Origin of the sequence: Propionicimonas sp. T2.31MG-18, from assembly GCF_964266745.1 — a bacterium.
In the GTDB taxonomy this organism is placed as follows: domain Bacteria; phylum Actinomycetota; class Actinomycetes; order Propionibacteriales; family Propionibacteriaceae; genus Propionicimonas.
In genome coordinates, this window is record NZ_CAXWGX010000004.1 from 138,924 (window position 1) to 158,197 (window position 19,274).

Annotated in this window: 17 protein-coding genes; 14 read left to right on the forward strand and 3 right to left on the reverse strand. The window is 70.5% G+C overall.

Annotation, left to right across the window (positions count from 1 at the left end; translation table 11 throughout):
* Positions 1-160 precede the first annotated feature (160 nt).
* A complete protein-coding gene (locus ACFQQJ_RS04560) occupies positions 161-289 on the forward strand; it encodes a hypothetical protein (RefSeq protein ID WP_377104564.1) in 129 nt (42 codons plus the stop codon).
* 33 nt (positions 290-322) lie between these two features.
* On the forward strand, positions 323-535 hold the full coding sequence (locus ACFQQJ_RS04565; protein ID WP_377104566.1) for a hypothetical protein: 213 nt from the start codon (positions 323-325) through the stop codon (positions 533-535).
* Positions 536-574: 39 nt separating this feature from the next.
* Here the strand turns inward: ACFQQJ_RS04565 and ACFQQJ_RS04570 are convergent, their stop codons facing one another.
* Positions 575-976: a hypothetical protein gene (locus ACFQQJ_RS04570; RefSeq protein WP_377104568.1), complete on the reverse strand. Its 402-nt coding sequence runs from the start codon at positions 974-976 to the stop codon at positions 575-577.
* A gap of 26 nt (positions 977-1,002) precedes the next feature.
* Complete coding sequence (locus ACFQQJ_RS04575; protein WP_377104570.1) at positions 1,003-1,644, reverse strand: TetR/AcrR family transcriptional regulator; 642 nt, start codon at positions 1,642-1,644, stop codon at positions 1,003-1,005.
* A gap of 267 nt (positions 1,645-1,911) precedes the next feature.
* Here ACFQQJ_RS04575 and ACFQQJ_RS04580 point away from each other — a divergent pair, with 267 nt between their 5' ends.
* Positions 1,912-2,484 (forward strand): hypothetical protein, encoded by a 573-nt coding sequence (locus tag ACFQQJ_RS04580; RefSeq protein WP_377104572.1) that lies wholly within the window; start codon positions 1,912-1,914, stop codon positions 2,482-2,484.
* A gap of 228 nt (positions 2,485-2,712) precedes the next feature.
* On the opposite strand, the gene ACFQQJ_RS04585 is transcribed toward ACFQQJ_RS04580, so the two are convergent.
* Positions 2,713-3,099, reverse strand: coding sequence for a rhodanese-like domain-containing protein (locus tag ACFQQJ_RS04585; RefSeq protein WP_377104574.1), 387 nt, complete (start codon positions 3,097-3,099; stop codon positions 2,713-2,715).
* Positions 3,100-3,293: 194 nt separating this feature from the next.
* Between ACFQQJ_RS04585 and ACFQQJ_RS04590 the strand changes: the two genes are divergently transcribed.
* The 11 genes from ACFQQJ_RS04590 to ACFQQJ_RS04640 all read left to right on the forward strand — a co-directional run bounded on the left by ACFQQJ_RS04590 (position 3,294) and on the right by ACFQQJ_RS04640 (position 19,236).
* Entirely contained in the window at positions 3,294-3,593 is a 300-nt protein-coding gene (locus ACFQQJ_RS04590; RefSeq protein ID WP_377104576.1) for a hypothetical protein, read from the forward strand.
* 153 nt (positions 3,594-3,746) lie between these two features.
* Positions 3,747-4,793 carry a LacI family DNA-binding transcriptional regulator gene (locus tag ACFQQJ_RS04595; RefSeq protein ID WP_377104578.1) on the forward strand — a complete coding sequence of 349 codons (1,047 nt, stop codon included), beginning with the start codon at positions 3,747-3,749 and terminating at the stop codon, positions 4,791-4,793.
* A gap of 77 nt (positions 4,794-4,870) precedes the next feature.
* Positions 4,871-6,202 (forward strand): ABC transporter substrate-binding protein, encoded by a 1,332-nt coding sequence (locus ACFQQJ_RS04600; protein ID WP_377104580.1) that lies wholly within the window; start codon positions 4,871-4,873, stop codon positions 6,200-6,202.
* A gap of 166 nt (positions 6,203-6,368) precedes the next feature.
* Positions 6,369-7,301, forward strand: coding sequence for a carbohydrate ABC transporter permease (locus ACFQQJ_RS04605; protein ID WP_377104582.1), 933 nt, complete (start codon positions 6,369-6,371; stop codon positions 7,299-7,301).
* A 5-nt stretch (positions 7,302-7,306) separates the two neighbouring features.
* On the forward strand, positions 7,307-8,134 hold the full coding sequence (locus ACFQQJ_RS04610; protein WP_377104602.1) for a carbohydrate ABC transporter permease: 828 nt from the start codon (positions 7,307-7,309) through the stop codon (positions 8,132-8,134).
* Between the two features lie 26 nt (positions 8,135-8,160).
* Entirely contained in the window at positions 8,161-10,956 is a 2,796-nt protein-coding gene (locus ACFQQJ_RS04615) for a family 78 glycoside hydrolase catalytic domain (RefSeq protein WP_377104584.1), read from the forward strand.
* Entirely contained in the window at positions 10,953-13,415 is a 2,463-nt protein-coding gene (locus ACFQQJ_RS04620) for a glycoside hydrolase family 3 C-terminal domain-containing protein (protein ID WP_377104586.1), read from the forward strand. Before ACFQQJ_RS04615 ends, ACFQQJ_RS04620 begins: the two co-directional genes overlap by 4 nt.
* Before the next feature lie 238 nt (positions 13,416-13,653).
* On the forward strand, positions 13,654-15,927 hold the full coding sequence (locus tag ACFQQJ_RS04625; RefSeq protein ID WP_377104588.1) for a beta-glucosidase: 2,274 nt from the start codon (positions 13,654-13,656) through the stop codon (positions 15,925-15,927).
* 320 nt (positions 15,928-16,247) lie between these two features.
* Complete coding sequence (locus ACFQQJ_RS04630) at positions 16,248-17,207, forward strand: HAD family hydrolase (RefSeq protein WP_377104590.1); 960 nt, start codon at positions 16,248-16,250, stop codon at positions 17,205-17,207.
* Between the two features lie 14 nt (positions 17,208-17,221).
* The gene (locus ACFQQJ_RS04635) at positions 17,222-18,940 is read left to right on the forward strand and encodes a glycoside hydrolase family 3 protein (protein ID WP_377104592.1); all 1,719 of its coding nucleotides are present in this window, start codon (positions 17,222-17,224) and stop codon (positions 18,938-18,940) included.
* Complete coding sequence (locus ACFQQJ_RS04640) at positions 18,922-19,236, forward strand: hypothetical protein (protein ID WP_377104594.1); 315 nt, start codon at positions 18,922-18,924, stop codon at positions 19,234-19,236. Before ACFQQJ_RS04635 ends, ACFQQJ_RS04640 begins: the two co-directional genes overlap by 19 nt.
* Positions 19,237-19,274: the final 38 nt, after the last annotated feature.

Here is a 19,274-nt window from a genome sequence, read left to right on the forward strand (position 1 = left end):
GAGGCCCCCAGTGGTCGAGACCGGGTCGGCGAGGGGGTGTCGGGGCGACGCGTCCAGGGGGCGGGGGGTTGCTTAGCATCGCTAGGGATGCTTGTTTGGCATCTCTAGCGATGCTAAGCTGGAGGCCCTCAACGAGATCAGGACGCGAAAGGGGGCTGGGATGGCTGCAGCAATCGGCGCAATCAAGGGGTTCTTCCACATCGTCACGGGCGATGTGTCGCGATGGGACTCGCCGCAACACATGGTGACGATCCTCGACGTCCTCGAGTCCCCTCATTCCGAACTCTGAAGCCGGGGCCCTCGGGACAGTAGTCTTCGGTCTGTGTTGACGACGTCGCAGGCGGCCGAGCTGGTGGGCATCCCCAAGGAGCAGTTCCGCTCGGCGATGTCCAAGGAGCGCAAGAACGGCAAGGAGTTCCACGCACCCAAGGAGCTGTGGGCCGACGCCCGGACGCCGCTGTGGGACGAGAAGAAGGTGCTCGCGTGGGCGAAGGCCCGCAAGAAGCGCAAGAAGCGCAAGAAGGACCAGGACTGAGCTGACGGCCGGACGGAGACGTCCGGCCGTCCTGCTGTCTCAGGGCAGGTGGTCGAGCACGTTCGTCCGGGGCAGGTAGGCCACGCAGCGCAGCCCGTCGGTGCCCTCGCGCTGGAGCAGGACGTCGCTGACGAGCGGTGCCGTGGTGGTGCCGAGCCGGAACTCCCAGCGCAGCGTGGCCATCACCATGCGTTCGCCCAGGGCCTGCCCGCTGGCGCCCACCAGCGTCGTCTCCGCGTCCGTGGCCTCGCCGACCCGCGACGCTCGAGCACCGACCGCAGCCAGGAACGCCTCGCGAGGAACCGGGGTGGTGCCCTGCGGGCCGAGGACGAGGAGAGGGTCGGCCAGCAGGCGATCGGCCAGGCCGGGCTCTGCGAGACGGAGGAAGTCGGCGGCGAAGGAGGCGACGAGGGTGTCCAGGCTGTGGTCGGTGGTGTTCACCGATATCTCCTACACCCGCGCGATGGTCATCCCGAAATCGGGGCAGGGCACGAGGGCGAGCCCGGCCGCGACGGATCGGCTCCGTCCAGGTCGAGGGCCGCGGCCGCCAGGTCCGTGACCTCCGTGAGCAGGGGGTCGGCGTCCTCGCAGCGGAGGGCCTCCTCGGCGAAGGTCACGGCGAACGCGCGCTGGAACAGCGCCCCGACGATCCCGTCGGCCACGGCGCGCAGCGGGCGCCCCGCGGGGACGCGTCCCAGGGCCTCCTCCCCCCGCAGGTACCGCTCCATCGCCGGCGGGAGCAGGTCCGGAGCCCGGGTCGAGTCCCGGCCCGCTGCGCGGAGCCGGGGGTCGGCCCAGAACATGATCTCGAACGGGATCGCGGCCAGGAAGTAGCGCAGCACGTCGCCGGCCTGCGCGCGGAGGTTGCCCAGGACCGTGCCCGTGCCCACCTGCGCGGTGATCCGCGCGGCGAGCTCCCGGTGGCACGGGATGCGCTCGCGCGCGATCGCCACGCACAGCGCATCCTTGTTGTCGAAGTAGGTGTAGAGCGCCGGCTCGGTGAGCCCGGCCTCTGCGGCGATCGCCTTCGTGGTGAGCCCCTTCGAGCCGTCGCGCACGACGACGGCCGCTGCCGCATCGAGGATGCGGTCCCGGGTGCCGACGGCCATTCCCCACCTCCGTTAACGATGTTAACAGCTACGTAGATTTGCCACCTTGGCTGTCTTAGTGTTCACTAGCTAGCGACCACTAGCTGCTTGCGGATCGGACCTCACGTGACTCTCAGGGCATCGCGGACCGGAGACCTCCCGGTAGGCCGTCCCGGCGTCCCCGGCTCCGGCGAGAACCGCGCTCCCGGTGGTCGTCCCTCTGGCTCCCGTCCCCCGGCGTCCTGACGCCGTCCCGGCAGCCACGACTCATCCCCCGATTGGAGAGATATGAAGCGCAGTGCCCTTGACCGCCTGGTCTCCTGGATCGGCCTGGCCCTGGCGGCCGTGCTGCTGCTCGCGGGTGGCCTGCTGGCCTTCGCCAGCTCGTTCATCACGAACCAGGTGTCGGACCAGCTGTCGGCCCAGAAGATCACCATGCCCGAGCAGCCGGCCTTCGCGAAGCTCGCCCCGGCCGACCAGGAGGCGCTGGCGCCGTTCGCCGGCCAGCCCCTCGTGAACGGAGCCCAGGCCAAGGCGTTCGCCGACCACTACATCCTCGCGCACATGAACGCCGCCTCCGGTGGCAAGACCTACGAGGAGGTCAGCGGCGAGTACATGGCCCTCAGCAAGGACACCAATGCCGACCCGGCCGTGGTGAAGCAGATGGGCGACCTCCGCCAGACGCTGTTCATGGGCAACACCCTGCGCAGCATGCTGCTGACCGCCTACGCCTTCGGCACCATGGCCACCGTGGCCGCGATCGCCGCCGGTGTGGCCATCGTCGGCGCGATCGTGCTGGCGGTGCTCGCGTTCCTCGGGATCCGGCACGCGAAGAGCGCGGAGGGCGAGGTCCTCGCCTGATCGCCTTCGGGCATCCGGTCCTCCCTGCGACGCCGGCGGTGGCTCACGTCACCGCCGGCGTCGCGCCGTCCGGGCCCCGGACGCCGGCGTCCCGGCATCCCTCCGCGTCGCCGAGGGCCAGCGTCGTCGCCGAGGGCCAGGACGCCGGTGCCGGCCCTCGACCTGAGGGCTGGTCCTCGGTGCTGTGGGCTGGCCCTCGGCGCGGGGGCGGTCCGGACGGTGAGGACGTCAGGCGGTCGGCTGGTCGACGGGGCCGCCGGCCTCCGCCCAGGCCTTGAACCCGCCGAGGTTGTACACCGTCTCGAAGCCGAGCTCCTTCAGCGCCTTGCCGCCGAGTGCCGACCGCCCGCCGGAGGCGCAGTAGACGATCACCGGACGGTCGGTGCGGAACTGCGGGTCGTGGGACGCGCTGGCCGGGTCGGCCCGGAACTCGAGCAGGCCGCGGGAGATGTTGATCGCCCCGGCAACCTTCCCCTCCCGTGCGACCTCCGGGGCGTCGCGGACATCGACGACGAGGACGTCACCGGCCGTCATCAGCTCCTGCGCCACCTGTGGCGTGATCCGCGGCACCACCGCGTCCGCCGCCTCGATCATCTGCTTGACACTCGTGGCCATGCTTCCCATCCCCTTCGATGCGAGCCCGGAGTCCCCTTCAGGCTATTCCCGGGCCGGGCCGTCCGCTGGCCATCCTGCGCATCACCGGCGATGGACGGGGGCGCCGACATGCGGACGGCAGGCCCGCCCCGCTACGCGCCCGTCCTGCGGCGCGCTACGCTCAGCTGGTTCGCTATTCGGGGGGGTAGCTGGTCATGGTTGTTGACGGGTATCGCGAGCTGGAGAGGATGCTGCGGGAGTTCGGGCTGCGGCAACTCGAGGAACTCGCCTGGGGCTGGCAGGGGCACGGCTTCGGGCCGGCCGAGACCGCCCAGTGGCTGACCGCGGGGGTGGGCGCGGACGAGCCACAGCTGGCCGCGGCGCTCGCTGCGGCCGAGTGGACGCCGGCCCAGGCCGGTCGGGCCCTCCGCGGCGGGCTCACCGCCGTTCAGGCCGTCCGTGATCATCCCGACGGCGCCCGGCGCGCCCGGGAGTTGCGCGCGCTCGCCGGCTGAGGCCGCTCCGACGGGCGGGCCGGCCGCCGGTTTATCCAATCGTTACCGAGCCTGATTCGCCACTCCTCTTGTAGACCGCTCTATGGAGAGCGTAGATTGCTCTACGGAGCTAGAGTAGAGCGATCTACACACGCTCATCCAAGGAGAGGTTCGATGACGATCCAGGCGAGGAACTCGATCACGATCGAGGACGTGGCGCGCGTCGCCGGCGTGTCCCGTGCCGCCGTGTCCAAGGTGATCCGGGACGCCTACGGCGTCAGTGACGCGATGCGCGAGCGGGTCCAGGCGGCCATCGACGAGCTGGGCTACCGTCCGCGCGCGTCGGCCCGGGCCATGCGGGGCTCGTCCTACACGCTCGGAGTCGAGATCCCGAGCATCCACAACCACTTCTTCCCCAAGATCATCACCGGTGCGATGACCGCCCTGGCCGACACCCGTTACCAGCTGATCATCGCCCCCGCCGGTCCGGACCACGACGAGGGCCCGCAGGCCATCCAGGTGCTCGTCGACCGCCAGGTCGACGGCATCGTGGCGATCTCCTCCCGGGTACCCCAGGAGTGGCTGGAGAACCTGGGACGCAGCGTCCCGCTGGTCATGATCGGCCGACACCACGCCTCTGAGCACTACGACACCCTTGTCGGTGACGACGTCATGGGCGCCGAACTCGCCCTGCGGCACCTCCACGAGCTGGGGCACCGTCGGATCGTGCACCTCACCCTCGCGGAGTACGGCCCCGACACCATGCCCGGGACGCCGCACGGGCAGCGCGTGATCGGCTACCAGCGGGCGATGGCCGACCTCGGCCTCACCCCCGAGATCGTCTGGGTCGAACCCCACCAGGAGGCGGCGCGGGACGGCGCCCTGCACCTGCTGTCCCGCGCCGGGGGGCCCGTCGGCGTCTTCGCCGCCCACGACGAACTCGCCCTCGGTGTCCTCGAGGCGGTCGCCGAGCTCGGACTCACCCCCGGCCAGGCCTCCGTCGTCGGCTACGACGACACCGACGTCGCCGCCCACCCGATGATGTCGCTGACCAGCGTCAACCAGTCCGGCACCCAGATGGGGGCGATCGCGATGCGGCTCTTGCTGGAGCGCATCGGCGGGCGCACCTCGGCCGTCCACGAGGTCCTGACCCCGAAGGTCATGGCCCGCCGTTCCAGTGCCCCGCCGCCGGACGCACCGGCGTCCGGCCGGGCGGGGTAGCGGACTCCTCACCGACCCATCCCCAGAACCCGGCCGATCACACGGTGTGGCGGCCAGCAACCAGGAGGTACAAAGAAGTGTCATTCCGCAAGAGGGTCCCCGTGGCCCTGGCCGCCGGCCTCGCCGGCGTGCTCGCGCTCTCGGCCTGCACCGCCGGGTCGCTGGGCACCAGTTCCAGCAGTGGCGGCCCGACGTCCGCCGCGAACGTCACCATCACGCTGCTGACGGACAACTCCGACCAGACCGCCAAGCCGGCACAGGCGATGATCGACGCGTTCAACGCCACGAACGCCGGCGTGACCGTCAAGCTCGAGACCCGGGCTCAGGGCACAGACGGCGACAACGTCGTCAAGACCAAGCTCGCCACCGGCGACATGGCCGACGTGTTCCAGTACAACTCCGGCTCGCTGTTCCAGGCGCTCGACCCGGCCAAGAACATCGTCCCGCTCACCGACGAGGCCCTGATGGGCAACGTCCAGGACGCCTTCAAGTCCTCGGTCACCGCGGGCGGGCAGGTCTACGGCGTGCCGTTCGGCCAGGCCATGGGCGGCGGCATCCTGTACAACAAGAAGGTCTTCGCCGACCTCGGGCTCCAGGTCCCCAAGACCTGGGCGGAGTTCATGGCGAACAACGCCAAGATCAAGGCCGCCGGCATCGACCCGGTGATCCAGACCTACGGCGAGACCTGGACGTCCCAGCTGTTCGTGCTGGCCGACTTCCACAACGTCACCGCGGCCCAGCCCGACTGGGCGGAGAAGTACACCGCCAACCAGGCCAAGTACGTCGACGAGCCGGCGATCAAGGGGTTCCAGCGTCTCGAAGAGGTGAAGAAGGCCGGCTACCTGAACAAGGACTTCGCCTCGGCCAAGCTGACCCAGGGCCTGCAGAAGCTCGTCAAGGGCACCGGAGCGCAGTACCCGATGCTGACCTTCGCCGTCTCGGCCTATACCGGGATGTCGGACGACGCCGCGGCGAACATCGGCTTCTTCGCACAGCCCGGCGACGACGCGGCCAGCTACGGCCTCACCGCCTGGTCTCCGGGTGCGCTCTACATCCCGACCACGACCACCGGTGACAAGCTGGCGGCCGCCAAGAAGTTCCTCGCCTGGGTGGCCACACCCGAGGCGTGCGATGCCCAGTCCAAGGCGATCACCCCGACCGGCCCGTACATGATCAAGGGCGCGACGCTGCCCGACGGCCTGCCGACCGCCGTGACCGACCTGAAGGCGTTCATCGACGAGGGCAACAACAGCCCGGCGCTGGAGTTCCTGTCCCCGATCAAGGGCCCTAACCTGGAGAAGATCACCGTCGAGGTCGGCTCGGGTATCACCTCCGCAGCGGACGGCGCGAAGCGCTACGACGAGGACGTGAAGAAGCAGGCCCAGCAGCTGGGCCTCGAGGGCTGGTGACGGCGAGCGGGGGCCGGATAGTGGCCGGCCCCCACTCCCCGCACTGAACCTACATCCATCGATGCCGTAGGGGTGGCTCCGGCCGCCCCGCGCCCTCCGCCCCGGCAGGGGCAGGAATCCTCTCCCTCGCCCCTGCCGGGCACCCGATGAGACAGGAAACGTCACCATGACTTCGCCCACGTCGTCCCGCGACGGGACGCCGGTCGTCCTGCGCCGAGCGCCCCGCGCCTCCGCAGAGCACGTCGATCGCACCTACCCGCTGTGGTTCCACATCCCCGGAGGCGTGATCTATCTGGTGCTGTTCATCGTGCCGACGGTGTTCAGCTTCTACTTCGCCTTCACCCGCTGGACGCTGTTCAAGGCGACCTTCATCGGCTTCGACAACTTCGTCCTGTTCTTCAACGAGCCCGGCCTGATCGGTTCGCTGCGGAACACGCTGGTCTACGGCTTCCTCACCTCGGGGCTGAAGGTCGTTCTCGGCATGCTGCTCGCGGTGGTGCTCAGCGCGCCGATCATCGCCCGCGGCTACCTGCGCTCGGTGACGTTCTTTCCCGTCCTGGTTTCGGCTGTCGGTGTCGGGCTCACCTTTCAGGTGCTGCTCGACCCGTTCAACGGCGTGGTGAACAAGGCGATCACCGCGGTGACCGGGGGCGACGGGCCGGGCTGGTTGACCGACCCCAACATCGCCCTGCTGAGCGTGGTGGGGATCGACGTGTGGAAGGGCATCGGCCTGGCGACGCTGATCTACATCGCCGGCATCGCGGCGATCCCCAACGAGTACTTCGAGGCAGCCCGGGTGGACGGCGCCAGTTCCTGGCAGGTGTTCCGCAACATCATCCTGCCGCTGAGCTTCCCGGCCACCTCGACGGTGATCATCTTGTCGCTGATCGGCGGCCTGCGGTCCTTCGACCTGATCTGGACCACCACCCAGGGCGGTCCCGGCTTCGCCTCCGACGTCGTGGCTTCGGTGATCTACAAGCAGTACCAGGCCGGGTTCTACGGCCTGTCCACCGCCGGCAACGTGATTCTGTTCGTCGTGGTCACCGCGATCATCTACCCGCTCTCGCGCTGGCTCAACTCCAAGGAGACCGCGCTGTGAACGCCATGCGCAGCACCACCCGCTGGCTGGTCGGCCTGAGCGGCATCGTGCTCACCACGGTGCTGTTCCTCGTCCCGTTCGCCTTCATCCTCACGATGGCGGCCAAGGACGCCAACGACGCATCCCTGCTCGAGTTCTCCTGGCCCGCGCACTTCCAGCTGTGGGAGAACGTGGTCGCGGTGTTCCAGGCGCGCGACTACATGCTGATCATCGCGTTCATCAACTCGACGATCCTCACCGTCGCCAGCGTCACGCTGATGGTGGTGTTCGGCGCGATGATCGCCTACGTCCTCGACCGCAGGAAGTCGCGGCTCAACCCGCTGATCAACACCTTCGTGCTGGCCGGGCTGATCATCCCGCCCGCTGTGGTGCCGACGATCTGGGTGATGCAGAGCCTGGGCATCTTCAAGAGCCTGGTGGGCCTCATCCTGATCGAGGTGGCGTTCGGCCTGTCGTTCACCGTCCTCACCATGCGCGCGTTCATCGCCACCATCCCCCGGGAGATCGACGAGGCGGCGATCGTGGACGGCGCCGGCCCCTTGCGGCTGTTCTTCCAGGTGGTGTTCCCGCTGCTCAAGTCGGTGATCATCACAATCGTCGTGGTGCAGAGCATCTTCGTGTTCAACGACTTCCAGAACCCGCTCTACTTCCTGCCCGGCCAGCAGAACGCGACCGTGCAACTCACCCTGTTCAACTTCCAGAGCCAGTACGTGACCAGCTACAACCTGCTGTTCGCCAACATCCTGGTGATCACGATCCCGATGCTCGTGATGTACGTCTTCTTCCAGCGCCAGATCGTGGCCGGCATGACCGCCGGTGCCGTCAAGGGCTGACCCCGCTCGCACGAAAGGTCCCCCGCATGCCCACCGCCGTCGACTCCGTCCGGCTCGAGTACCGGCACGGTTCGCCGCACGCCCCGCTCGCCCGTCCTAGGCTGTCCTGGGCCACCCGCTCCGACGTCCCCGGCTGGCGCCAGCTCGCCGCGGAACTGTCGTGGGACGACGGCTCGACGACCACCAACTACCAGCTCGACGGCGACGCGTCGGTGCTCGTCGAGTGGCCGTTCGCGCCCCTCCGTCCGCGCCAGCGCGGCACGATCCGCGTCCGGGTGCAGGGCGTCGACGGCTGGTCGCCGTGGAGCGCCGGGCGCGAGGTTCGCGCGACCTTCCTCGCCGACGGCGAGTGGACGGCGCGCTTCGTCGGCCTGCCCGATCCGCAGCACCACGCGCAGCCGGCGCTGCTGCGCCACGAGTTCGACGTCGCCGCGGGCCTCGTCCGTGCCACGTTCTACGCGACGGCACAGGGCGTGTATGCCGCCGAGGTGAACGGCGCGCCGGTCGACGACCAGGTGCTCAAGCCGGGGTGGACGCCGTACCAGTTCCGCCTCGTGCACGAGACGACCGACGTCACCGACCTGCTCGCCACCGGGCGCAACGCCGTCGGCGTGGCGCTCGCCGGCGGCTGGTTCACCGAGAGCTACGGCTTCCAGGGGCTGGCCAAGCCGTTCTACGGCACGCAGCCGGCGTTCGCCGGCCAGCTCCTGCTTGAGTACGCGGACGGGCGCACGGAGTGGGTGGCCAGCGGCCCAGCCTGGCGGGTGAGCGAGGACGGCCCGTGGACGGCCTCCGGCCTCTACCTCGGCGAGGACTTCGATGCCCGCCGCGCGCCGGCGGGCTGGTCGCGTCCGGGGTTCGACGACGGCGCCTGGGCGCCGGTGGCCGTCCGCGAGGGCGGGCCCGTGCCGGGGCCGCGCACCGGTCCGGACGTGCGCGTCACCCAGCGCGTCCCGGTGGTGGAGGTGCTCACCTCGGCCTCGGGCAGGACGCTGCTGGATTTCGGGCAGAACCTGGTGGGCCGGTTGCGGATCCGGGTGTCGGGTCCGGGGGGCACGGTGGTCACGCTGCGGCACGCGGAGGTGCTCGAGGACGGCGAACTGGGCGTCCGGCCGTTGCGGGTGGCGAAGGCCACCGACACCTATACCCTGGCCGGCACCGGGGTGGAGGAGTGGGCGCCGAGCTTCACGTTCCACGGGTTCCGGTACGCGGAGGTCACCGGCTGGCCGGGTGGGTTCGACCCGGGGGCTGTGACCGCGGAGGTGATCGGTTCGGACATGGTGCGCACCGGCTGGTTCGAGTGTTCCGACCCGCTGGTGAACCGGCTGCACGAGAACGTGGTCTGGGGCATGCGCGGCAACTTCCTGTACCTGCCCACCGACTGCCCGCAGCGTGATGAGCGGCTGGGCTGGACCGGTGACATCCAGGTGTTCAGCCCGACCGCGTCCTACCTGTACGACTGCGACGGGTTCCTCGCCTCCTGGCTGGTCGACCTCGCCCTGGAGCAGGAGGCGGCCGGTGGCGTGCCGTTCATCGTCCCCGACGTCCTCGACTCCGGCAAAGTGCCGGCCGCGGCCTGGGGCGACGCGGCCACGATCCTGCCGTGGGTGCTGTACGAGCGCTTCGGCGACGTCGGCGTGCTGCGCACGCAGTACCCGTCGGCGAAGGCGTGGGTGGAGCAGCTGCTCGCCATCGCCGGCGATCGCCACCTGTGGGAGGGCGGCTTCCAATTCGGCGACTGGGTCGACCCGGACGCGCCCCCCGACCATCCGGCGAAGGCGAAGGCCGACCCGGACCTCGTCGCCAGCGCCTACTTGTATCGCTCGACCAGCCTGCTGGCCCGGACCGCGTCGGTCCTCGGCGAGGACGCGGACGCCGCCCACTACACGGGCGTCGCGGAGAAGGTCCGCCGGGCCTGGCTGGAAGAGTATGTGACCCCGGCGGGACGCATCCTGTCCGACGCCCAGACCAGCTACGCGCTCGCGATCGAGTTCGACCTGGTCACCGGGGCGCTCGCGCAGCGCATGGGGGAGCGGCTGGCCTGGCTGGTGCGCCGGGACGGCTACCGGATCAGCACCGGCTTCGTCGGCACTCCGCTGGTCACCGACGCCCTCACCCGCACCGGCCACCTGCGGCAGGCAGGACGCATGCTCACGCAGACGGAGTGCCCTTCGTGGCTCTACCCGATCACGATGGGCGCCACCACGATCTGGGAGCGCTGGGACTCGATGCTCGAGGACGGGTCGATCAACCCCGGCGAGATGACCAGCTTCAACCACTACGCCCTCGGCGCAGTGGCCGACTGGCTGCACCGGGTCGTCGCCGGCCTCGCGCCCGCCGCCCCCGGCTACCACCGCCTGGAGATCGCCCCCCGTCCCCTCCCGGCACTGGACTGGGCCGCCACCCGGCACCTCACGCCGTACGGCGAGGCGCGGGTCGCCTGGCGCCGCGATGGCGGGCAGGTGCTCATCTCGGCGCACGTCCCGGCCAACGCCGGCGCGCACGTCAGCCTCCCCGACGGCCGGTCGTTCGACGTGGTGTCCGGTGACCACGAGTGGACGGTGGCCGCGGAGGCCGAGCCGGCCCCGTCCCCGCTGACGACGTCCACGCCGTTGTCAGCGATCATGGACGACCCGGGCGCGTACCGGGCGGTGGTGGACGCCTTCAGTCGCATCGACCCCGCCGTCGGCAAGGACTTCACCAGGCGGACGGCATGGGTGCCCAACCAGCCCCTGTTCGGCTCGTTCAGCCTGATCTCGCCCGCGGTCGTCGAGGCCGTCGAGAACAGCCTTGCCGAACTCAACGCCCGGCGCGGGGCATGACCGCAGTGGAACACGCCTGGAGGGACGCCGGCGCCCCGCTCGCCGGGCGGGTCGCCGCGCTGGTGGCGTCTCTGGACGACGCAGAGCGCTCGGCCATCGCGCTGGGCGACTTCGCGCCCCTGGTGGACAGGGGCATCCCCGCCCCCGAGTACGTGGACGCGGGCACCGGCCTGCGTGACGTCCCGGGCGCGACGGCCTTCCCCGCCGGGATCGCGCTGGCCGCCGGCTTCGACGCCGACCTCGCGTACGAGTACGGGGCCGCCGTCGGCCAGGAGGCACGCGACGCCGGCTTCAGCGTGCTGCTCGGCCCGACGATCGACCTCGCCCGGGATCCCCGCGGCGGTCGGATTCCCGAGGCCCTCGGCGAGGACCCCCACCTCTCCGGCCTGATCGGCGCCGCCCACGTCCGCGGCGCCCAGGGACGCCACGTGATCACCCAGGTCAAGCACTTCGTCGCCTACAGCGGCGAGGACCGGCGCACCGGCGAGGGCCTCGCGGTGCGCGGCGACGCGATGGACATCGGCGTGTCCACGGCAACCCTGCACGACACCTACCTGCGTCCGTTCCGGGCCGTCGTGGAGGCGGGTGCCTGGTCGCTGATGGGCTCCTACAACCGGGTCAACGGACGCTACGTGTGCGAGACGCCCGAACTGTTGGCCATTCCTCGCCGGGACTGGGGCTGGCAGGGGTTCTACTGCCCGGACTTCCTCTTCGCGGTCCGCGACGACGCCGCAGCGCTCGCCGCCGGGCTCGACCTGGGTGCGCTCGGCGGGCCGGGCGGGCGGACGCCGGAGATGGTCGCTGCCGCGCCGAAGGAGGTGGAGGGCCTCGTCACCCGCCTCCTCACGGCCCTGATCGGCTCCGGCCTGGCCGACCACCCTCTCCCCGAGCCGGGCATGCCCTCGACCGCGGCGCACCGTGACCTCGCGGGGCGCTGCGCTGTCGCGGCGTCGGTCCTGCTGCGCAACGAGCGGGACGCGCTCCCGTTCGGAGACGACGTCCGCCGCCTCGCGGTGATCGGGCCCTCCGGGGAGGATGCGATCTTCGTCGTCGGCGGGTCCGCGGCCGTCAGCATCGACCCTGACCGCCTCGTCACCCCCCGCGCGGGCATCGAGGCGAGGGCCGCCGGCCGCGAGGTGGTGTTCGCCCAGGGGAGCCTGGGCGACGTGCCGCTCCTGCCCGTCCCCACAGAGGTGCTCGTCCTTCCCGACGGCAGCGGTCCGGGCGTCGAGGTGGAGTTCACCGACGAGTCGGGGGCGTCGTGGACCGAGGTGCTGCCACGGATCGACCACGCCGTCGATCCCGCGGCTCCGCTCGCGCGCTGGCCGCGCCGCTGGCGCTGCCGGCTGGTGCCCCGGGCCACCGGCGCGCACCGGCTGAGCCTTGCTCTCGGCGGACGGGCGACGCTGTCCGTGGACGGGTCCCCGGTGATGGTCGGCTCGCGCGAGGCCGAGCGGTTCATCCACGGCCCGCGCTACCCCCTGCAGGCCGTGGTTCAGATGGTCGCCGGTCAGGCGGTGGAACTCGACATCGAGTACGCTCCCGGCCCGTCGATCACCATTCCCCCGATGGGCCTGGGGCCCACGGTGCGGCTGGGTTGGCAGGAGCCGGACGACCTGATCGAGGCGGCCGTGGCCGCTGCGGCCTCCGCCGACGCCGCGGTCGTGCTCGTGAACCAGGCCTCCGGCGAGGGCATGGACCGCGACGGCCTGGAGCTGCCCGGTGACCAGGACGAGCTGGTGCGCAGGGTGGCCGCGGCCAACCCGCGGACGGTCGTGGTTCTCAACACCCCCGGGGCCGTCCTGCTGCCCTGGATCGACGAGGTCGAGGCCGTGCTGGCCGTCTGGTACCCGGGCGAGCGGTTCGGCACCGCGCTTGCCGCCGTCCTGTTCGGGGACGCCGAACCCGGGGGCCGGCTGCCGCTGACCTTCCCGCACGCCCGGGAGGACCTCCCCGGGGGCGACCACGGGCCGCAGGTCGTGCCCACGCGGCTCGACTACGACGCCGACGACGGCATCGGCTACCGGTCGCCGGGCGTCCGCGAGCGGGGGTGCCTGTACGGCTTCGGCCACGGGCTGGGCTACGCAGCCACGACCGCGGTGCCGACCGGGGTGGAGGTCGTCGACGGCGGGCTCCGCGTCGCCCTCGACGTGGTCAACCACGGCGAGCGGGACGGCGTCCACGTGGCGCAGCTGTACGCCGGCGTGGCCGGTGCCGCGCCGGAGCTGGCCGGGGTCGTCCGCGTGCACGTCCCTGCCGGGGTCCGGATTGCCGCGCACGCCGTGGTCGGCGCCGACGCCTTCGCACGCTGGGACGCCGTGGCCGCGCGGCGGCGTCCCGTCCCCGGCGGGCACGAGCTGCGCGTGGCGACCAGCTCGGTCGACCCGGGAACGCCAATCGCCGTGCGAGTGGAGAACGATGAAGTGCTCGAGGCGACGATTGGACACAATTCTTCCTAGGCCACAGACCACGCGTGCGGTCAACCTCCGGGAGCGCCTCACCCCGGGGGTGATTATTCGTGCCTGAATAGCAGGGATTATTACATAAGGCCTTGTCCGATGACTGAAGTCTACAATTTCGCCACGAATTCTACAAAACTCTACGGGAGGCGACCTATTGACCCGTTCCAGAATTCACTCCTAGCCTTCTGGAAAAGGCCCGTAATGCCGCGGGCCGCGAAATCAGAAAGGCGGGCACATGCCTCACACTCCTCCCTTCCGGGGGCATCGCCGGCTGCGCCGCAGCGCGCTGGCGGTGACCGGAGCGGTCGCCCTCGTCGGACCGGCGATGGTCGCCGTGATGCCGGCGACCCCGGCCGTCGCAGCGGTGGACTGTTCCACCGTCGCCTGGATGGACGCCACGAAGACGCCCCAGCAACGGGCCGACGCGCTGCTCGCGGCGAGCACCCAGGCCCAGAAGTACCGGTGGCTCGTCGAGCAGCCGGCGAACAGCCCCCAGCAGACCACCTTCTCCGGCGTCACCTACCCGGTCCAGGTCGACTGCACCCCGACCGTGGTCTACACCGACGGCCCGGAAGGTGTGCGCGCCTCCAGCGGGGTCACGACATTCCCCTCGCAGATCTCTCTCGCCTCGACCTGGAGCGCCGACCTCGCCGAGGCCAAGGGAACGGCGATGGGCGACGAGGCGTTCGACCAGCGACGCAATGGCATCCTCGCGCCAGGACTGGCGAGCGGACGCACACCCCTCGCGGGGCGCACCCCGGAGTACTTCGGTGAGGATCCCGTGCTCTCCGGCCACCTCGGCGCCGCCCAGGTGGACGGCATCCAGAACCCCACCGGGAACCGGGCCGTCATGGCGGAGCTGAAGCACTACGTCGCCAACGAGCAGGAGCTCGACCGGCAGACGAGCAACTCCGTCGTGAGCGAGCGGGCCCTGCGCGAGCTCTACGACCTGCCCTACGAGATCGCGCTCGCCCGGTCACAGCCCGCAAACGTGATGTGCTCGTTCAACCAGCTCAACGGCACCTACGCCTGTGAGAACGACCGGCTGCAGGACGTGCTGAAGGACGAGTTCGGGCTCAAGGGCTACGTGGTGTCCGACTTCGGGGCCGTGCACAGCACGGCGGAGGCACTCATGAGCGGGCTCGACCAGGAGCTCAACCGGCCGGTGTGGTTCACGCCGGACAAGCTGGACGCGGCGCTCGCCGCAGGCGAGATCACGCAGGCCAGGATCGACGAGGCGGCACGGCGCGTGGTCACGTCCTACATCGCGCACGGCCTGTTCGACCACCCGATGGCCGCGACCGTCACCAACGGCTCCACCGACGCCCACAAGGCGTTGGCGCGCACCCTCTCCGAGCAGGGCTCCGTGCTGCTGAAGAACGCGCGACGCACCCTCCCGCTGTCGGCGAAGGCCGGGCTCAAGGTGGCGCTCTTCGGGCCTACCGCTTCGGCGACCGCGACCGCGGGGGTGAGCGCGAAGACGATCTGCAGCCTGTACCTGCCCTTCGGCGGCGGCCGCAACACCATGCCGTGCGAGAACCTCGTCTCGCCCGAGGCGGGGATCCGTTCGGTGGTGGAGGCCGCCGGCGGCACGGTGACCTGGAATCCCGGCACCGATGTCGACGCGGCAGCGGCGGAGGCTGCCGCGGCGGACGTCGCGATCGTCTTCGGCTACCAGCGCATGGGGGAGTTCAGCGACATCCCGAACCTCACCCTGCACGGCAACGGTGACGCCCTCGTGGGTGCCGTGGCCGGGGCGGCGAAGAAGACCGTGGTGGTCCTCCAGACCGGCAGCGCCGTGGAGATGCCCTGGCTCGATGAGGTGGGTGCGGTCCTGGAGACCTGGTACCCGGGCGAGCAGATGGGGACGGCTCTGGCGAACATCCTCTTCGGCAGCGTCAACCCGTCCGGCAAGCTCCCCATGACCTTCCCGAAGTCGATCGCCGACGTCCCGACGAACACGCCCGCGCAGTACCCGGGCATCTTCTCCGACGGCTCGACCACGCGTCCGGCAGGCACGTCGGAGATCCGGCAGGTCGCCTACTCCGAGGAGCTCGAGGTCGGCTACCGCTGGTACGCGTCCCGGGGGATCGAGCCGCTGTTCGAGTTCGGCCACGGGCTGTCGTACACGAGCTACCGGTACAGCAACCTGCACGTCACCCCGGTGATCAACGGCAAGGGCAAGCGGGACGTCCGGATCCTCTTCCAGGTGACGAACACGGGCAAGGTGGCCGGCACCGAGACCGCGCAGGCCTACGTCACCCTGCCGGCAAAGGCCAAGGAGCCGGCCAAGCGGCTGCTGGCGTGGCAGAAGGTGGCACTCGCTCCCGGGCAGCGCAAGACCGTCCAGCTCACCCTGAGCGCGAAGGACCTCGCCGACCAGCACCTGCTCGAGTACTTCGACAGCGCCTCGGCGGCGTGGAAGACCGCGAAGGGCCTCTACAAGGTGAGCGTGGGTGGCTCCTACGACACCAGCCTGACCGACTACTCGCTGGTCTGGCACGGGTGATCCGACCGGTGGGGCGGCGCCGCGGCGTCGCCCCACCGTCCCGCGTCCGGCCCCCTGCCCTGCCCGGGCACCCGTCGCCCCCCTCCGATCGTTCCTGCCCCCGATTGCCACTCCTGCCGCCGAAATTCCGGCAGCAGGAGTGGCAATCGGGGGCAAACGCGGGCCGGGGGCGGCGGGCCAGGGGCGGCGGGCGAGGGCGAACGCGGACGGTGAGCCGGGCGCGCGGAGCGCGCCTCTCCACGGCAAGGACTGGCAACGCCTTGGTGGCGACGTGCCACGGGGGGTGTACTCGCTGCAGAAGGTCCCAGCGAGGAGGAGCAGTGAGCAGCGACGCCACCACCGTCCCGGGCCCGGCCGTGCCGGCCACGTCCGCGTTGTCGGCGTTCGTGCCGACGACCGGGTTCTTCGTCGGCATCGACTCCGACGGGTGCGCCATGGACGCCATGGACATCAAGCACCAGGAGTGCTTCACCCCGTCCACCATCCGCCACTGGGACCTCCAGCCGATCTCGACGCTGGCGCGGCAGACCGCCCTCTTCGTCAACCTCGGGTCGGTGACGCGGGGACTGAACCGCTGGCTCGCCCTGCGCCAGGTGCTCGACCTGCTGCGCGACCGGGTCGAGGTGGCCGAGCGCGGCGTGACCATCCCCGCCTACCCGGAGCTCACCGACTTCATCGAGTCCGCCCACCCGCTGTCTGACAAGGGCCTGGCCGCCTGGGCGGCCGAGAACCCGTCCGCCACGGCCGACCGGATGATCGCCTGGGGCAACGCCGTGAACGCAGCGATCACCGACATGGTGCACGGCTGCGGGCCGTTCCCCGGAGTGCTGGACGCCGTCCGGGCGATGCACGGCCGGGTGGACGAGATGGTCGCTTCCGCCACGCCGATCGAGGCGCTGGCAAGGGAGTGGACCGAGCACGGGCTCGCCCGGTACATGCAGGTCATCGCCGGGCAGGAGATGGGCAGCAAGGCCGAGCACGTCCAGCTCGCCGCGGTCGGCAAGTACCCGCCCGACCACATCCTGCTGATCGGCGACGCTCCGGGAGACCGTGACGCGGCCGCCAGGGTCGGCTGCCTGTACTACCCGATCCTGCCCGGCCGTGAGCGCGAGTCATGGCACCGCTTCACGTCCGAGGCCCTCCCGCGGTTCCTCGCCGGAGAGTTCGCCGGCGCCTACCAGGCGTCCCTGATCGAGGAGTTCGACGCGCAACTGCCGGACGTCGTGCCCTGGGAAACCATCTCCGGCATCCGCACGGTCACCATGCCGGCCGTGAAGTGAGGAAGGACATCGCCATGCCGCTCGTGGACCTGAAATCAGCGCCGTACCACCTGGACGACGGCCAGATCGCGTGGGTCGAGCAGACCCTCGCCTCGATGACCGTGGAGGAGCAGGTCGGCCAGCTCTTCACCAACCTGTTCTTCTTCGGGCCGGACAGCTTCTCCGGCAACGCCTACACCGCCGAGGAGATCATCCAGAAGTTCCACATCGGCTGCGCCCGGTACCAGGGCGGAACCGCCGCCGAGGTCCAGGACCTGCTGAACCGCCTCCAGGGCGCGTCGCGAATCCCCCTGCTCGTCGCAGCCAACTGCGATTCCGGCGGCAACGGCGCCGCGTCCGACGGCACCTACATCGCCTCCGGCGCCCAGACCGAGGCCAGCCGGTCCACGAAAGTGGCGTACGACGCCGGCTACGTCGCCGGCCGCGAGATGGCCGCGATGGGCATCACCGTGAACTTCGACCCCTGCGTCGACATCCTGACCAACTGGCGCAACACCATCGTCAACACCCGTGCCTACGGCACCACCGCGGACGACGTCCTCCGGTACACCCTGCCCTTCGTCGAGGGACAGCGGCGCTCGGACATCATCACGTGCATCAAGCACTTCCCCGGGGACGGCACGGAGGAGCGCGACCAGCACCTCGTGCTCGGCGTCAACGAGCTCACCCCCGAGGAGTGGGACGCGTCGTTCGGGCGGGTCTACGCCGCCCACATCGCCAACGGTGTCGAGATGATCATGGCCGGGCACATCGCCCTGCCGCACTACCAGCAGGCGCTCGACCCGTCCCTCGCCGACCGCGACATCCTGCCGGCGACGCTGGCGCCCGAACTGATCGACGGGCTGCTCAAGACCCGGCTCGGCTTCAACGGGGCCGTGATCACTGATGCGTCCCACATGCTCGGCATGACGTCCGCGATGCGCCGTGAGGACTACGTCCCCCGGGCGATCGCCGCCGGGTGCGACCTGTTCCTGTTCTTCAACGATCTCGAGGAGGACTTCGGCTTCATGCTCGAGGGCGTCCGCCGGGGCATCATCACCCAGGAGCGCCTCGACGACGCCAATCGCAGGGTCCTCGGCCTGAAGGCACGGCTGCGGCTGCACGAGAAGCAGGCGGACGGCACGCTGTTCACGACCCGTGACGCACTCGCGGTCGTCGGGTGTGACGAGCACCTCGCCCTGCGGGCAGAGGCGGCGGATCTCGGGATCACCCTGGTCAAGAACACCCTCGACCAGCTCCCACTCAACCCGGCGGACCACCGGCGGATCCGCCTCTACTACCTGTCGGGCGAGAAGGGCGGCATCTACTCCGGCAGCGACGACACGGTGAACCGGTACGTCGCGGAGCTCACAGCGCGCGGCTACGAGGTGACGGTCAACGACGGCAACAGTCGGATCAAGGGTCCGACGTTGAAGTACAGGGCCGAGGTGGATGCCGCGCTGATCGTGGCCGAGGTCGTGGGCTACGGCGCCCAGAACAACTACCGGATCCAGTGGAAGACCGCGATGAGCAACGAGTGCCCCTGGTACGTCTGGGAGGTGCCGACGTTCATGGTCAGCCACAACTTCACCACGCACCTGCACGATGCGACCATGGTGAAATGCCTTGTCAACGCCTACCACTCCAACGAGGCGGCGATCGTGGCCACCATCGACAAGCTGGAGGGCCGGAGCGCCTTCACGGGCACCCCGAACGAACTGGTGTGGACCGGGAAGTGGCAGGCGCGCTTGTGAACCGGTGGTGCGCCGCCCCTGGCGAGCGGCGCACCGTCATCGGCATGGCGGCGTTCATCGTCGTGCTGCACCTGGCCGGCTGGGGCGTTCTGGCCGGCCTCGTCGCGTCCGGCCACGTGCAGGCAGGGCCGGGACAGGTGTTCGGGCTCGGGCTGGGCCTCACCGCCTACACCCTGGGTATGCGGCACCCCCCGCCCGTCCTCCGCCCACCCGCCCGCCTCGCTCCCTCCGGCCCCCGGCGATCTCCCGCCCGTTCCTGCCCCCGAGCGCAACGCCCGCTACCGGAATTCCGGTAGCGGGCGTTGCATTCGGCAGCGAGCGCGGGGTGGGGGGA

Coding starts and splice junctions, on each gene's coding strand:
- ACFQQJ_RS04560 (WP_377104564.1), top strand. CDS start 161: ATGGCTGCAGCAATCGGCGCAATCAAGGGGTTCTTCCACATCGTCACG.
- ACFQQJ_RS04575 (WP_377104570.1), bottom strand. CDS start 1,644: ATGGCCGTCGGCACCCGGGACCGCATCCTCGATGCGGCAGCGGCCGTC.
- ACFQQJ_RS04580 (WP_377104572.1), top strand. CDS start 1,912: ATGAAGCGCAGTGCCCTTGACCGCCTGGTCTCCTGGATCGGCCTGGCC.
- ACFQQJ_RS04585 (WP_377104574.1), bottom strand. CDS start 3,099: ATGGCCACGAGTGTCAAGCAGATGATCGAGGCGGCGGACGCGGTGGTG.
- ACFQQJ_RS04590 (WP_377104576.1), top strand. CDS start 3,294: ATGGTTGTTGACGGGTATCGCGAGCTGGAGAGGATGCTGCGGGAGTTC.
- ACFQQJ_RS04595 (WP_377104578.1), top strand. CDS start 3,747: ATGACGATCCAGGCGAGGAACTCGATCACGATCGAGGACGTGGCGCGC.
- ACFQQJ_RS04605 (WP_377104582.1), top strand. CDS start 6,369: ATGACTTCGCCCACGTCGTCCCGCGACGGGACGCCGGTCGTCCTGCGC.
- ACFQQJ_RS04610 (WP_377104602.1), top strand. CDS start 7,307: ATGCGCAGCACCACCCGCTGGCTGGTCGGCCTGAGCGGCATCGTGCTC.
- ACFQQJ_RS04615 (WP_377104584.1), top strand. CDS start 8,161: ATGCCCACCGCCGTCGACTCCGTCCGGCTCGAGTACCGGCACGGTTCG.
- ACFQQJ_RS04620 (WP_377104586.1), top strand. CDS start 10,953: ATGACCGCAGTGGAACACGCCTGGAGGGACGCCGGCGCCCCGCTCGCC.
- ACFQQJ_RS04625 (WP_377104588.1), top strand. CDS start 13,654: ATGCCTCACACTCCTCCCTTCCGGGGGCATCGCCGGCTGCGCCGCAGC.
- ACFQQJ_RS04635 (WP_377104592.1), top strand. CDS start 17,222: ATGCCGCTCGTGGACCTGAAATCAGCGCCGTACCACCTGGACGACGGC.